Origin of the sequence: Brevibacterium casei CIP 102111 (genome assembly GCF_900169275.1) — a bacterium.
In the GTDB taxonomy this organism is placed as follows: Bacteria; Actinomycetota; Actinomycetes; order Actinomycetales; family Brevibacteriaceae; genus Brevibacterium; species Brevibacterium casei.
In genome coordinates this window covers 346,393-359,324 of the sequence record NZ_FXZC01000002.1, presented here as the reverse complement: position 1 = coordinate 359,324, position 12,932 = coordinate 346,393, and the positions used below count along the sequence as shown (strand labels likewise).

17 protein-coding genes are annotated in these 12,932 nt (G+C 68.2%); 5 read left to right on the top strand and 12 right to left on the bottom strand.

Going from position 1 to position 12,932, the window contains the following annotated elements:
* Positions 1 to 786 (bottom strand): ABC transporter ATP-binding protein, encoded by a 786-nt coding sequence (locus BC102111_RS05260; protein ID WP_009375902.1) that lies wholly within the window; start codon positions 784 to 786, stop codon positions 1 to 3.
* Between the two features lie 43 nt (positions 787 to 829).
* On the opposite strand from BC102111_RS05260, the gene BC102111_RS05255 reads away from it, so the two are divergent.
* Positions 830 to 1,564, top strand: coding sequence for a hypothetical protein (locus BC102111_RS05255; protein WP_009375903.1), 735 nt, complete (start codon positions 830 to 832; stop codon positions 1,562 to 1,564).
* Entirely contained in the window at positions 1,561 to 2,211 is a 651-nt protein-coding gene (gene serB, locus BC102111_RS05250) for a phosphoserine phosphatase SerB (RefSeq protein WP_009375905.1), read from the top strand. Before BC102111_RS05255 ends, serB begins: the two co-directional genes overlap by 4 nt.
* A gap of 1 nt (position 2,212) precedes the next feature.
* On the opposite strand, the gene BC102111_RS05245 is transcribed toward serB, so the two are convergent.
* From BC102111_RS05245 to BC102111_RS05235, 3 genes are all read right to left on the bottom strand, one after another.
* Positions 2,213 to 2,701: a SixA phosphatase family protein gene (locus BC102111_RS05245; protein WP_009375907.1), complete on the bottom strand. Its 489-nt coding sequence runs from the start codon at positions 2,699 to 2,701 to the stop codon at positions 2,213 to 2,215.
* 10 nt (positions 2,702 to 2,711) lie between these two features.
* Positions 2,712 to 3,470 carry an enoyl-ACP reductase FabI gene (gene fabI / locus BC102111_RS05240; protein ID WP_009375909.1) on the bottom strand — a complete coding sequence of 253 codons (759 nt, stop codon included), beginning with the start codon at positions 3,468 to 3,470 and terminating at the stop codon, positions 2,712 to 2,714.
* Between the two features lie 65 nt (positions 3,471 to 3,535).
* The gene (locus BC102111_RS05235; protein WP_009375911.1) at positions 3,536 to 4,246 is read right to left on the bottom strand and encodes a beta-ketoacyl-ACP reductase; all 711 of its coding nucleotides are present in this window, start codon (positions 4,244 to 4,246) and stop codon (positions 3,536 to 3,538) included.
* A gap of 117 nt (positions 4,247 to 4,363) precedes the next feature.
* Here BC102111_RS05235 and BC102111_RS05230 point away from each other — a divergent pair, with 117 nt between their 5' ends.
* From BC102111_RS05230 to BC102111_RS05220, 3 genes are read left to right on the top strand one after another with little or no spacing between them, the layout of a single operon-like run.
* On the top strand, positions 4,364 to 4,918 hold the full coding sequence (locus BC102111_RS05230) for a DUF3099 domain-containing protein (protein ID WP_009375913.1): 555 nt from the start codon (positions 4,364 to 4,366) through the stop codon (positions 4,916 to 4,918).
* Positions 4,915 to 5,127, top strand: a complete 213-nt coding sequence (locus BC102111_RS05225; protein ID WP_009375915.1) for a hypothetical protein — start codon at positions 4,915 to 4,917, stop codon at positions 5,125 to 5,127. Before BC102111_RS05230 ends, BC102111_RS05225 begins: the two co-directional genes overlap by 4 nt.
* Entirely contained in the window at positions 5,127 to 6,017 is an 891-nt protein-coding gene (locus tag BC102111_RS05220; RefSeq protein WP_009375917.1) for an SURF1 family cytochrome oxidase biogenesis protein, read from the top strand. Before BC102111_RS05225 ends, BC102111_RS05220 begins: the two co-directional genes overlap by 1 nt.
* Before the next feature lie 40 nt (positions 6,018 to 6,057).
* Here the strand turns inward: BC102111_RS05220 and BC102111_RS05215 are convergent, their stop codons facing one another.
* The 8 genes from BC102111_RS05215 to sufD form a co-directional block, all read right to left on the bottom strand.
* Positions 6,058 to 7,656, bottom strand: a complete 1,599-nt coding sequence (locus BC102111_RS05215) for an ABC-F family ATP-binding cassette domain-containing protein (protein WP_009375919.1) — start codon at positions 7,654 to 7,656, stop codon at positions 6,058 to 6,060.
* The gene (locus tag BC102111_RS05210) at positions 7,653 to 8,321 is read right to left on the bottom strand and encodes a ribonuclease H family protein (protein WP_176472424.1); all 669 of its coding nucleotides are present in this window, start codon (positions 8,319 to 8,321) and stop codon (positions 7,653 to 7,655) included. Before BC102111_RS05210 ends, BC102111_RS05215 begins: the two co-directional genes overlap by 4 nt.
* 203 nt (positions 8,322 to 8,524) lie before the next feature.
* Positions 8,525 to 8,860 carry a metal-sulfur cluster assembly factor gene (locus BC102111_RS05205; RefSeq protein WP_063250279.1) on the bottom strand — a complete coding sequence of 112 codons (336 nt, stop codon included), beginning with the start codon at positions 8,858 to 8,860 and terminating at the stop codon, positions 8,525 to 8,527.
* Complete coding sequence (sufU, locus tag BC102111_RS05200) at positions 8,860 to 9,363, bottom strand: Fe-S cluster assembly sulfur transfer protein SufU (protein WP_100227421.1); 504 nt, start codon at positions 9,361 to 9,363, stop codon at positions 8,860 to 8,862. Before sufU ends, BC102111_RS05205 begins: the two co-directional genes overlap by 1 nt.
* Positions 9,360 to 10,637: a SufS family cysteine desulfurase gene (locus BC102111_RS05195; RefSeq protein WP_101623747.1), complete on the bottom strand. Its 1,278-nt coding sequence runs from the start codon at positions 10,635 to 10,637 to the stop codon at positions 9,360 to 9,362. The genes sufU and BC102111_RS05195 overlap by 4 nt, the downstream gene beginning before the upstream one ends.
* Positions 10,637 to 11,395 (bottom strand): Fe-S cluster assembly ATPase SufC, encoded by a 759-nt coding sequence (gene sufC, locus BC102111_RS05190; RefSeq protein ID WP_009377232.1) that lies wholly within the window; start codon positions 11,393 to 11,395, stop codon positions 10,637 to 10,639. Before sufC ends, BC102111_RS05195 begins: the two co-directional genes overlap by 1 nt.
* An 11-nt stretch (positions 11,396 to 11,406) precedes the next feature.
* Positions 11,407 to 11,730, bottom strand: coding sequence for a non-heme iron oxygenase ferredoxin subunit (locus BC102111_RS05185; RefSeq protein ID WP_009377230.1), 324 nt, complete (start codon positions 11,728 to 11,730; stop codon positions 11,407 to 11,409).
* A complete protein-coding gene (gene sufD, locus BC102111_RS05180) occupies positions 11,727 to 12,902 on the bottom strand; it encodes a Fe-S cluster assembly protein SufD (RefSeq protein ID WP_009377228.1) in 1,176 nt (391 codons plus the stop codon). Before sufD ends, BC102111_RS05185 begins: the two co-directional genes overlap by 4 nt.
* Between the last annotated feature and the right edge of the window lie 30 nt (positions 12,903 to 12,932).

The window sequence follows — 12,932 nt, the reverse complement described above, 5'->3', positions numbered from 1 at the left end:
CTAGGACTGCGAGCGGGCGTGGAAGCGCTGTCCGTCGCGGCTGAGCTTGACGTCGATGCCGAAGGTCTCAGACAGGTTCTCCGCCGTGAGCGTCTCATCGATCGGACCGGCGGCCACGGGGGTCCCCTCGCCGAGGAGGAGGGCATGGGTGATCCCGGCCGGGATCTCCTCGACGTGGTGGGTGACCATGATCGTCGCCGGCGCCCACTTCGAGGAGAGGATCTCGGTGAGTGCGCTGAGCAGCTCCTCCCGTCCGCCGAAATCGAGCCCGGAGGCCGGTTCGTCGAGGAGGAGGAGCTCGGGGTCGGTCATGAGTGCGCGGGCGATCTGGACGCGCTTGCGCTCGCCCTCGGAGAGCGTGCCGAACGTGCGGTCCGCCAGGTGCATGATGTTGAACGCGGAGAGCAGGTCCTTGGCACGGTCGATGTCCGTCGCCTCGTACTCCTCGACCCAGCGCCCGGTCACTCCGTAGGCCGCGGTGAGGACGGTGTCGAGCGCGGCCTCCGAGTTCGGGATCCGTCCGGCCAGCGCCGTCGAGGCGTAGCCGATGCGCGGGCGCAGTTCGAAGACGTCGACGCGTCCGAGGCGCTCCTCGAGGATGCCGACCTTGCCCGTCGTGGGATGCATGCGCCCGGCTGCGAGTTCGAGCAGCGTCGTCTTGCCGGCACCGTTGGGTCCGAGCACGACCCAATGCTGGCCTTCGGAGACGGTGAGGGAGAAGTCGCGGAGGAGGAAGTTCGTCCCCCGGCGCACGGACACATTATCCACAGTCAGGACATCACTCATATCTCCCAACTCTATCTCAGGGGTGGGTCTATTCTGGTCCGACATGGACGCACAACTCGACTCACTCCTGCTCGCCCTGGCGGTCAACCATCGGCTGGCCGGAACGCTCGCCCCCGACGAGGTGAGCGCAGCGTTCCTCGACGCGGGACGTGAGGTTCCCCTCATCGTCGCCGACGCCGTCCTCGGCACCGACACCCCCACCGGTCTCCTCCTCTTCGCCGCCGCGGCACAGGCCGCCGGGATCACCCACGTCCGGCTCGCCCTTCAGCATCCCTCGCTGCCGCACACGACTCCGCCGGTGGACAAGGCCGACCGTGCCCGGGTCGGTCGGCACCCCGCCCCCGTCGTCCTCCACCGCGGGGCCCATCAGACGGGGATCATGCTCATCGGCGCCGAGGAGAACGTCGAGGTCATCGCGTGCCGGGACTCGGTCTTCCGCCCCGTGAGCGTCGACACCCCCACCGAGGCGCTGCGCCGTCTGCGCCTCCTCGTCATGGAGGGGCTCACCCTCATCGAGTCGATCGAGGTGCCCGAGGAATGGCGTTCTGCCCCGTGGCGGGACTGGCAGTCCGACCTCTCCGACGACCATCCGCTCATGTCCCTGCTGCCCGTCGACGCGGACTCCCGCGCGATCTTCGCCGCACTCGACATCCACGAACGGATGCGCACCGTGCTCGCACCGGCCACCGTCGACCCACCCGTCTTCGGCGACCTCCTGTCTCGCCTCCACCCCGCTGCCGCCGCCTACGTCATGGCTGTGGCTACGATGAAGGGGTGAGAGACTCCCGCGCGCTTCCCGGTCCCGTCCAGCTGCTCGTCATGGACGTCGATTCGACGTTCATCAACGAGGAGGTCATCGACCTCATCGCCGACCACGCCGGGGTCGGTGACAGGGTCGCCGACATCACGGAGCGGGCGATGGCCGGTGAGCTCGACTTCGCCGCCTCCCTGGCCGAGCGCGTCGCCCTCCTCAAAGGGCTGCCCGAAAGCGTCATCGACGAGGTCCGTGAGCGGATCACGCTCACCGAGGGGGCACCCGAGCTCGTCGCCTCAGTCCACGACGCCGGCGGCGTCGTCGCCCTCGTCTCCGGCGGCTTCACCTCGATCATCGGTCCCCGCGCGGAGGCGCTCGGCATCACCGAGGTCCACGCGAACGGACTCGAGGTCGATCAGGGCCGCCTGACCGGGCGGACCGCGGGCCCGGTCGTCGACCCGAGTGCGAAGGCCTCGATCCTGGCCGAGCTCACCTCCCGATACGACTGCGACCCCGAGCGGACCGTGGCGATCGGTGACGGTGCCAATGACATCGCCATGATCACCCGGGCCGGGCTCGGGGTCGCGTTCTGTGCGAAGCCCGCACTCGTCGCCGCCGCCGATGTCGCCATCGACCGGCGCGATCTGCGCGAGGTGCTCAGGTTCCTCTGATTCAGATCCCTCGGAACGAGCGGATCTCAGGGACCGGGAAGCTGCCGGGTTCGACGTTCCATGAGGGCACGTCGAAGACGGCGATCGAGGAGGGACGGAACCCATCGGGCACCCCCGCGTCCGCGGAGAGATGGCCGATCACCTCGGCGACGGTCGGCTGATGGCCGACGATGTACGCGCACTGCGCACCCGCCGGGATCGACCGGATCGCGTCCATCCAGTCCTCGACTCCTCCACCGTAGAGGGACTCGTCGACGGTGAGCTCGAGGTCGGTCCCCGACTGTCGATTGACGGCTTCGACGACGGCCTGACCGGTCTGGACGGTGCGCTTGGCCGCCGAGGCGATCGCCACCTCGGGCGTCCATCGCTCGGCGATCTCCGCGCCGGCCTCGACCGCCTGGGCGAGTCCCGTCGCATTGAGGGTCCGCTCGAAGTCGCTGGGGCCGTCAGCCTCCGCCTTCGCGTGGCGGGCGAGGATGAGCACTGGCATGGCGCGGTCCTCAGGCTCCGGTGGAGTGGAAGCCGCCGTCGACGTGGACCATCTCGCCGGTCGTGGCGGGGAACCAGTCGGAGACCAGCGCGACGATCGCCTTGCCGGCGGCCGACGTGTCCTTCTGGTCCCAGCCCAGCGGTGCGCGATCGCCCCACATGTCCTCGAGCGTCTCGAAGCCGGGGATCGAGGTCGCAGCGGTCGTCTTGAGCGGGCCGGCGGAGACGAGGTTGACGCGGATGCCCTTGTCCCCGACGTACTTCGCGAGGTAGCGGGCGGTCGACTCGAAGGCGGCCTTGGCCACTCCCATCCAGTCGTAGACCGGCCACGAGATCGTCGCGTCGAAGGTGAGGCCGACGATGCCGGCGCCCGGGTTGAGCACGGGCAGGGCAGCGACGGTGATCGCCTTGAGCGAGTAGGCGGAGACGTGGATGGCCGCCTGCACCGACTCCCACGGGGTGTCGAGGAAGACGCCGCCGAGGGCGTCCTTCGGGGCGAAGGCGATCGCGTGGACGATGCCGTCGATGTTGCCTTCGAGGCGCTCGGGCAGAGCCGCGAGGTCCTCTTCGTTCGTCGCATCGAGTTCGATGACGCGCGGGGTCACGGGCAGGCGCTCGGCGATGACCTGGGTGATCTTCATCTGCCGGCCGAAGCTCGAGAGGATGACCTCGGCTCCCTGTTCCTGCGCGATCTTCGCGGCGGCGAAGGCGATCGACGCCTCCGTGAGCACACCGGTGACGAGGATGCGCTTTCCCTCAAGAATTCCCATTGCGGTCCTTTCTCAGTTCAGTACTCCGCGAACGCGATTCGTCGCGCCGCAGAGGAGGTTGGTTGTCAGTGTCCCATGCCGAGGCCGCCGTCGACGGGGATGACGGCTCCGGAGATGTAGGACGCGTCGTCGGAGGCGACCCAGCGGACGACGCGGGCGACCTCGTCGGCTTCGGCGAAGCGCTTGGCGGGGATCGTCGCCAGGTACTCCTTCCGCTGCTTCTCGTCGAGTTCATCGGTCATGTCGGTGCGGATGAAGCCGGGAGCGACGACGTTGGCGGTGATGCCGCGGGAGCCGAGCTCACGGGTGATCGAACGGGCGAGGCCGACGAGGCCGGCCTTCGACGCCGAGTAGTTGGACTGTCCGGGCACTCCGTAGAGGCCGGAGACCGAGGAGATGAGGACGATGCGTCCCTTCTTCGCCCGGATCATGTTCGTGATCGCCCGCTTGACGGTGCGGAAGGCCCCGGCGAGGTTCGTGTCGAGGACGGCGTCGAAGTCGTCCTCGCTCATCCGCATGAGCAGGTTGTCCCGGGTGATGCCGGCGTTGGCGACGACGACCTCGACGGGTCCGAGCTTCTCCTCGACCTCGGTGAAGGCGCGGTCGAGGGATTCGGCGTCGGTGACGTCGGCGGCCACGGCGAGTGCGCCGTCGGGGGCGTCGCCGTTGCGCGAGGTCACGGCCACCGTGTCTCCGGCGGCGAGGAACTCCTCGGCGATGGTGCGGCCGATTCCGCGGTTGCCTCCGGTGACGAGGACTACTCGGGGTTCTGACACGGGACTCTCTCCTGTAGGTCGACGATACAGACCCAACCTATCGTGTTTGGTCCGACCTCGACATGCTCACACAAAGCAAGCGTATGATTTTGTAGGTAGACCCGAGTGAAGAAGGTTATGTCCAGGCACCCGCAGCAGATCACGACAGCAGACACTGCTCTCGACGACGACATGAAGTCGCGGATCATCAAGTACTCGATCACGATGACGATCCGCACCCTCTGCTTCGTAGCCGCCTATTTCGCATTCGCAGCCTCGCAGCACGTGCTCATGTGGATCTTCGTCGCCGGCGCGGTCCTTCTGCCCTACCCTGCTGTGATCTTCGCCAACGCCGGACGTGAGCGCACCCGCGACGACCGCTCGGCGCTCATCGACTCGGCCCCGCTCACCCAGTTGCCTCCCGGACGCGGGGAGACGATCAGCGAGGACGGGACGACCGTCATCGACGGCGAGACCGTCGTCGACGGTGCGACGGCGGCCGGGGACGCTGAGGCGGGTCCAGCGGCGTCGCAGCCCTTCCGCGGCGACGACGGGCGCGAGCACCTCTTCACCGCCGACATCGCCGGCGAGGTCGTCGACGAGGGCGACCTCGACGACGCGCGCGACACCGGCGACGGGCGCGGACGCGACGAGAGGCCAGGATCCGGCGACGCCACAGGTGGGCGCCGATGACGGAAGCACTGCGATGCTCGGCCAAAGGCTGCCGAGCCGATGCCGCACGGGCGATCCTGTGGAACAATCCGAGCCTGCACACGCCCGAGCGGCGGAAGGTCTGGCTCGCATGCGACGAGCACCTCGACCATCTGCGTGAGTTCCTCACCCTGCGCGGTTTCTACCGCACCGACGTGACCATCGACGAGATCCCGGAGGGCGCCGGCTGATGTCCCGCTATTCGTTCCTGCTCAGCAGCCGCTGGCTCAAGTACATCGCGATGACGATCGTCGTCGTCGTCGCCTGCGTGTTCCTCGCACTCTGGCAGAAGGACCGCCGCGCCGAACGCCAGCATGAGATCGACACGATCAATGCGAACTACTCCGCGGCCCCGGTCGACATCGGAGCGATCCTGCCGACCACCTCGGCGACTCTCGATGCCGACGACGAATGGCGTCCGGTCAGCCTCACCGGGCAGTACCTCACCGCGGACACCGTGCTCGCCCGCAACCGGACGGTGAACGACAAGGTCGGCTTCTACGTCGTCGTTCCCTTCCGGCTCACCAGCGGGGAGACGATCGCCGTCGTGCGCGGGTGGGTGCCCGAGGCCGAGTCCGTCCCCGAGGCCCCGAGCGGCGAGCAGACGATCACCGCTCGGCTCAAGATCGCCCAGGACGGATCCGAGGACACCAACCCCGCCGGGATGATCAAGGCGATCGATCCCGCCCGGATCCCCGGCATGGACGACGCGTATGCCAACGTCTACGCCGAGGAGGCCGACGTCGACGCGACCGCGGGGCTCACTCCCCTGCCCGAACCCGACGTCAACCCCGGCAACCACCTCTCCTACATGCTCCAGTGGTTCGCGTTCGGGATCATGATCATCATCGCCGTGTCGATCTCGGCCAGGCGTGAGCGCCGGGCGACCGCTGAGGCGCTCGGCACGGATGCCGGGGAGGCCGAGTACGTCGTCGTCGACAAGGCCGCCCTCGATGCGGGCGCGAAGATGACCCAGCCCGGGTCACGATACGGTCGCGGCCGCTTCGTCACCCCGAGTGCGCGCGGACGCGACGAAGCCGACGAGGACGAACTGCTCGAGGAGCGCTTCCGCAGCCGGTGAGACCGCGCAGCCGGTGAGCCGGCTCAGCCCGTGAGATCGCTCAGGTGAGGGTGACGAGGTCGAGGTAGCTGTCGTTCCACAGGTCCTCGTCGCCGTCGGGCAGGAGGAGGACCCGGTCCGGGTCGAGGGCCGCGACCGCTCCCTCATCGTGGGTGACGAGGATGATCGCCCCCTCGTACCGGCGGATCGCGGAGAGGATCTCCTCACGCGATGCCGGATCGAGGTTGTTCGTAGGCTCGTCGAGGAGGAGGACGTTGGCACTCGAGACGACGAGCGTGGCGAGTGCCAGGCGCGTCTTCTCCCCGCCGGAGAGGACCCCGGCCGGTTTGTGGACGTCGTCACCGGAGAAGAGGAACGAGCCGAGGACGTTGCGCACCGCGGTGTCGTCGAGGTGCGGGGAGTTCCGGCGCATGTTCTCGAGCACGCTGAGTTCGAGGTCGAGGGTCTCGTGCTCCTGCGCGTAATAGCCGAGCTTGAGTCCGTGACCGGGGACGACCTCACCCGAGTCGGGTTCGTCGAGACCGGCGAGGAGACGCAGCAGCGTCGTCTTGCCGGCACCGTTGAAGCCGAGGATGACCACGCGTGAGCCCTTGTCGATTGCGAGGTCGACGCCGGTGAAGACCTCCGTTGACCCGTAGCTGCGGGAGAGACCCGAGGCGGTCAGCGGCACGCGACCGCAGTCGGCGGGGGCCGGGAATCGGAGGTTCGCGACCTTCTCGGCGCTGCGTTCGTCCTCGAGGCCCGCGAGCATCCGCTCGGCGCGTTTGACCATCTGCTGGGCGGCGACGGTCTTCGTCGCCTTGGCCATCATCTTGTTCGCCTGGGCGGTGAGCGCTGCGGCCTTCTTCTCGGCGTTCGCGCGCTCCCGCCGCCGGCGCCGCTCGTCGTCCTCCCGCTGCTTGAGGTAGAGGCGGTAGCCCATCGAGTAGATGTCGATGGTCTGTCGCATCGCATCGAGGAAGAAGACCTTGTTGACGACTTCGTCGATGAGGTCGAGGTCGTGGCTGATGACGATGAGTCCGCCCGAGTACGCCTTGAGGTAGTCGCGCAGCCAGAGCACGGATTCCGCGTCGAGGTGGTTCGTCGGCTCGTCGAGGATCATCGTGTCCGGGGCGGAGAAGAGGATCCGGGCGAGTTCGACCCGCCTGCGCTGACCGCCGGAGAGCGTCCCGATCTCCTGGTTGACGAGGTCCTCGTCGAGGCCGAGGTTCGCGGCGATCGCATAGGCCTCGGATTCGGCGGCATAACCGCCGGCGGCGACGAACTCGGCTTCGATGCGCGGGTAGCGGTCGATCGCCTTCGCGGCGACATCCGCATCGGGCGAGGCCATCTGCCTCTCGGCCTTCCGCAGCCGCTTGACGAGGACGTCGAGGTCGCGGGCCCCGAGGATGCGCTCCTTGGCCGTGGCCTGCAGGTCGCCGCTGCGGGGATCCTGGGGCAGGTACCCGACGGTGCCGGAGACCGAGACGGATCCGGCATTGGCGGGGTGACCGCCCATGATCACCTTCGTCAGGGTCGTCTTCCCTGCGCCGTTGCGTCCGACGAGTCCCACCCGATCGCCCTTGTCGACGCGGAAGGAGACATCGGACATGAGGGTGCGGGCGCCGACGGCGACCTCGAGGCCGGAGGCCTGGATCATTCGCTCTCCAAACTGCGGCCGATGAGCTCGGCCAGGTATTCCTGTGGGTGGATGCCACGGGCCCGGGCCCGGGAGACGAGGGCGTCGGCGACGTGGGCGGGCACGCGGGTGGAGACGACGGTCGTCGCCTCGGCGGTGGCACCCGAGGCAGCCTCCTCGGCGCCAGCGGCGTCCTCGGCACCGACGCTCACCGGCGTCCCCGCGGGGACGTATCCCGGGCCTTCCGGGACCGGGGTGCCTCTCTGGAACGCGGTCGCAGCGGCCCGCGCGCGATCGTCGGCGGCTTCGTTCATCGCATGGTTGCTGTGGCCTTTGACCCATTCGAACTCGACCTCGCGGCCGGTCAGCGCCGCGTCGAGGGATTCGAGGAGGTCGCGGTTGAGGACCTCCCTGCCGTCGGCCTTCTTCCAGCCCTTGCGCTTCCAGCCGGGCATCCACTTCGTCAGCGCGTTGATGACGTACTGGGAGTCGCAGAAGACCTTGAGGTCCTCACCGGTGTCCGCGGTCGCGTCGAGGAGGTCGAGGACGGCCATGAGCTCACCGCGGTTGTTCGTCGCGTTCTTCCATCCGCCTGCCCGCCAGCTCTCGTCGTCGATGTACCACGCCCACCCGGCCGGTCCGGGGTTGCCGAGGGCGGAGCCGTCGGCGGCAGCGATGATCGTCACAGAGTTCTCCTCGATGTCTGAGCCCGGGCAGCAGAGTCTCGGTCCCGCCGGTCGGCGGACCCGGACCATTCTTTCATGTCCGCTCCGTGCGCGCAGACAGGACCGCTCGTGCGCTCCCCCACACGCACATCGCCGAGGTGGGACGCCCGGTTCCGGGGTCCCACCTCGGCGGTGGTCTCAGACGTCCCCGCGGGGACGCGTCCTCAGATGTTGAAGCCGAGCGCCCGCATCTGCTCGCGGCCGTCCTCGGTGATCTTCTCCGGACCCCATGGCGGCATCCACACCCAGTTGATGCGGTAGGCGGGCACGATCCCGTCGAGGCACTGGGCGGTCTGGTCCTCGATGACGTCGGTGAGCGGGCACGCCGCCGAGGTGAGCGTCATCTCGATGACGGCGGTGCCGTCGTCCTCGACGGTGAGTCCGTAGACGAGTCCGAGGTCGACGATGTTGACGCCGAGCTCGGGGTCGACGACGTCCATCATCGCTTCGCGGACCTCCTCGACGCTGGCGTTCTGCGGTGCGTCTATGACTTCGGGCATCACTTCTCCTCGTTGTCTGCTGAAGCGCTGTCAGCTGTCGCATCTGTCCCGGCCTGCGCCTGGCCGAGCGCGTCCTTGAACGCCATCCATGCCAGGAGGGCGCACTTGATCCGCGCCGGGAACTTCGACACTCCCTGGAACGCTGCGGCGTCGCCGAGTATTTCCTCGTCGGCCTCCCCGGTTCCGCGGGAGTGCATGAGCTCGTGGAAAGCGGCTTCGATCTCGAGCAGTTCGGGAATCGTCGCCGAGGCGGCGAGCTCGGTGAGCACGGACGCCGAGGCCATCGAGATCGAACACCCGTCGCCCATCCAGCGCACGCTCACGGTGCCGTCGGTGCCCAGCTCCGCTTCGAGCTCGATCTCGTCCCCGCACGTGGGGTTGACCTGGTGGGAGTACCCATGGGGTCCGGTCGCCGAGTCCCCGAGCAGGGCCGAGTTGCCGATGCGCGAGCGCGAATGGTCGAGGATGACCTGCTGGTAGAGCTGCTCCATCTGCGTAGTCATGACGCCTGCCTTCCCGCGCTCTCCTCCGTGAGCCCGAAGAACGGGCGCACCTCGGCCAGGGCCGTGAGGAAGCGGTCGACGTCGTCGGTGTTGTTGTACAGGTACGTGCTCGCCCGCGTCGAGGCGGTCACCCCGAAGCGCCGGTGGAGCGGCTGCGCGCAGTGGTGTCCCACCCGCACGGCCACACCCTTGGAGTCGAGGTACTGTCCGACGTCGTGGGCGTGGACGCCGTCGACGTCGAAGGCCACCGTCCCGATCCGCTCCTCGGCATCGCCGAGGATGCGGATCCCGGGGATCTCCCGGATCCCCTCGAGGAGGCGGCGACCGAGCTCCCGCTCATGGTCGAGAACCTTGTCGAGGCCCACCTCGGCGAGGTAGCCGATGGCCGTGGCGAAGGCCGCGACCTCGGCGACCGGCTGGGTGCCGGCCTCGAAGCGCTGGGGGGCGGACATGAACTCGGCTGAGTCCATCGTCACCGTCGTGATCATCGACCCGCCGGTGAGCACGGGCGGCAGCGCGTCGAGGAGCTCCGACTTCCCCCAGAGGACGCCGAGACCGGTGGGCCCGAGCGCCTTGTGGGCGGAGAACGCCGCGAAGTCGACGTCGAGAGCAGCGAAGTCGACGGGCATGTGCGGCACGGACTGGCACGCGTCGAGGACGACGTACGCACCGACCTCGCGGGCACGGGCGACGAGCCGGTCGATGGGGTTGATCGTGCCGAGGACGTTGGAGACATGCGTGAACGCGAGCACCTTCGTCGTCTCATCGACGATCGTCTCGAGGTCGGCCAGGTCGAGCTCTCCGGCGTCGGTCACCGGGATCCACCGCAGCTGCGCGCCGGTGGCCTCGGCGAGCTGCTGCCACGGCACGAGGTTCGCGTGGTGCTCCATCTCGGTGACGACGATCGAGTCGCCCTCGCCAAGGGAGAAACGGCTGGCGGCCTCGCCGCCGAAGCCGTGGCTCGCCCGGTCCATGCCGAGTGCGACGATGTTGAGTGCCTCGGTGGCGTTCTTCGTCCACACGACCTGGTCCGGGTCACCCCCGACGAGCCCGGCCACGGCCGCGCGCCCGTTCTCGAACGCGTCGGTGGCCATGACGGCCAGCGAATGCGCGCCCCGGTGGACGGCGGCGTTGCGCTGCGTGAAGTACTCCGTGAATGTGTCGATGACGCATTCGGGCTTCTGTGAGGTCGCCCCGGAGTCGAGGTAGGTCAGTGGTGACTCCCCGACCCTCGTCTCGAGGATCGGGAAGTCACCGCGCAGCCGGGAGAACATCAGACCGCGGCGGAGAGGAAGCGGTCGTAGCCTTCGTTCTCGAGGCGCTCGGCCAGTTCCGGTCCGCCCTCCTCGGCGACCTTGCCCTTGACGATGACGTGGACGAAGTCGGGCTTGATGTAGCGGAGGATGCGCGTGTAGTGCGTGATGAGGAGCACGCCGACGTCGGTGGTCTCGCGCACCCGGTTGACGCCTTCGGAGACGATGCGCAGGGCATCGACGTCGAGGCCGGAGTCGGTCTCGTCGAGGACGGCGAACTTCGGCTTGAGCATCTCCATCTGGAGGATCTCGTGGCGCTTCTTCTCACCGCCGGAGAAGCCCTCGTTGACGTTGCGGGTCGCGAACTCGGGGTCGACGCGCAGCTGCTCCATCGCCGACTTGAGGTCCTTCGTCCAGTTCCGCAGCTTCGGCGCTTCGCCGTCGATGGCCGTCTTGGCCGAGCGGAGGAAGTTCGTCACGGTGACGCCGGGGACCTCGACGGGGTACTGCATGGCGAGGAAGAGACCGGCCTTCGCCCGCTCGTCGACGGTCATGTCGAGGACGTCCTCACCGTCGAGGGTGACGGATCCGGAGGTGACCTCGTATTTCGGGTGACCGGCGAGGGAGTAGGCGAGGGTCGACTTGCCCGAGCCGTTGGGGCCCATGATCGCGTGGGTCTGGTTCGAGTCGATCTCGAGGTTGATGCCGTTGAGGATCGGCTTCTGGCCGGCCTCGGTGTTGACGCTGACGTGCAGGTCGGAGATCTTGAGCTTGGACATGGTTATCCTTTTCAGTTCACAGTCGTGTTCGGGTCGATGAGGATGCGGCCGGCGACCTCTTCGCAGGCATAGACCGCAACGGGTTCGAAGGCCGGGGGGCTCAGCGGGGCGCCGGTGTTGAGGTCGAACTGCGAGCCGTGGAGCCAGCATTCGATGGCGCAGCCCTCGACGTCGCCTTCGGCCAGGGACACCTCGCCGTGGGTGCAGAGATCGTCGATGGCGTGGATGACGCCGGCGGAGTCGCGGGCCAGGCAGATCTCCCGGCCCACGACGTCGACCCGCACGGCTTCTCCCGCGGCCACGTCGGCGGTGGCCGCGACGTCGATCATGCTCACAGGACGCTCCGGGCGAGTTCGTCCTCGATGCGCGCGCTGAGGACGTCCTCGATCTCGGGAACCTGGATCTTCTGGATCACCTCGTTGAAGAAGCCGCGGACGACGAGCTGACGGGCGACGTCCTCCGGGATCCCGCGCGACATGAGGTAGAAGAGGTGCTCCTCGTCGAAGCGGCCCGTCGAGGAGGCGTGGCCCGCACCCTCGATGTCGCCGGTCTCGATCTCGAGGTTGGGCACCGAGTCCGCGCGCGCCCCATCGGTGAGGATGAGGTTGCGGTTGAGTTCGTACGTGTCGATGCCGAGCGCTTCGGGGCGGATGAGGACGTCGCCGATCCACACGCTGCGCGCGTCCTTGCCCTGCAGAGCACCCTTGTACATGACGTTCGACGTCGCCTTCGCGGTGTTGTGGTCGATGTACGTGCGGTGCTCGAGGTGCTGTCCGGCATCGGCGAAGTAGAGGCCGAGGAGCTCGGCCTCCCCGCCGGTGGCGGAGTAGCGGACGTTGGCGTTGAGGCGAACGACGTCGCCGCCGAGGGTGACGACGATGTGCTTGAGCTTCGCGTCCTTGCCGACGATCGCATCGTGCTGGCCCAGGTGCTGGGAGCCGTCGTCCCACAGCTGCAGGGAGACGAAGGTGAGGTCAGCGCCGTCGCCGACGACGAGGGAGACGAGCTCGGAGTACCGGGTCAGTCCCTCGTGTTCGACGACGATCGTCGCCTTGGAGTTCGCTCCCACGGAGACGACGACATGGCCGTGGACGAGGTCCGTGCCCGCGCCGTCGGCGTGGATGATGACCGCCTCGTCGAGTTCGGTGTCGGCGGGCACAGAGTAGTGCGTCACGGTGCTCGTGCGCTCCGCGGCGACGGCTGCGGCGCGGTCCTCGGGCTCGAGGATGCCGAGCTCCTGGGCGGCGTCGAGCGAGATCTCCTCGACGGTCACGCCGGCCGGCAGGTCACCGGTGACGGTGAGCTTCGCCTCGGTAGGGGCGTCGGCGAAGAAGTCGCTCAGCCTGCGCACAGGCGAGAACCGCCACTCCTCCTCGCGGCCGGACGGGACCGGGAAGTCGGCGACAGAGAAGCTGCGCGTGCGGGCGTCGCGCTTCGCGTCGGGCACGTGGACGCCGGCACCGTGCGAGTGCTCGGAGACGCCGAGCGGATTGGTCGTATCAGTCACAAATTCTCCTTGAAGGTCAGGTCGCAGTCG

Coding starts and splice junctions, on each gene's coding strand:
- BC102111_RS05260 (WP_009375902.1), bottom strand. CDS start 786: ATGAGTGATGTCCTGACTGTGGATAATGTGTCCGTGCGCCGGGGGACG.
- BC102111_RS05255 (WP_009375903.1), top strand. CDS start 830: ATGGACGCACAACTCGACTCACTCCTGCTCGCCCTGGCGGTCAACCAT.
- BC102111_RS05245 (WP_009375907.1), bottom strand. CDS start 2,701: ATGCCAGTGCTCATCCTCGCCCGCCACGCGAAGGCGGAGGCTGACGGC.
- fabI (WP_009375909.1), bottom strand. CDS start 3,470: ATGGGAATTCTTGAGGGAAAGCGCATCCTCGTCACCGGTGTGCTCACG.
- BC102111_RS05230 (WP_009375913.1), top strand. CDS start 4,364: ATGTCCAGGCACCCGCAGCAGATCACGACAGCAGACACTGCTCTCGAC.
- BC102111_RS05225 (WP_009375915.1), top strand. CDS start 4,915: ATGACGGAAGCACTGCGATGCTCGGCCAAAGGCTGCCGAGCCGATGCC.
- BC102111_RS05220 (WP_009375917.1), top strand. CDS start 5,127: ATGTCCCGCTATTCGTTCCTGCTCAGCAGCCGCTGGCTCAAGTACATC.
- BC102111_RS05215 (WP_009375919.1), bottom strand. CDS start 7,656: ATGATCCAGGCCTCCGGCCTCGAGGTCGCCGTCGGCGCCCGCACCCTC.
- BC102111_RS05205 (WP_063250279.1), bottom strand. CDS start 8,860: ATGCCCGAAGTCATAGACGCACCGCAGAACGCCAGCGTCGAGGAGGTC.
- sufU (WP_100227421.1), bottom strand. CDS start 9,363: ATGACTACGCAGATGGAGCAGCTCTACCAGCAGGTCATCCTCGACCAT.
- BC102111_RS05195 (WP_101623747.1), bottom strand. CDS start 10,637: ATGTTCTCCCGGCTGCGCGGTGACTTCCCGATCCTCGAGACGAGGGTC.
- sufC (WP_009377232.1), bottom strand. CDS start 11,395: ATGTCCAAGCTCAAGATCTCCGACCTGCACGTCAGCGTCAACACCGAG.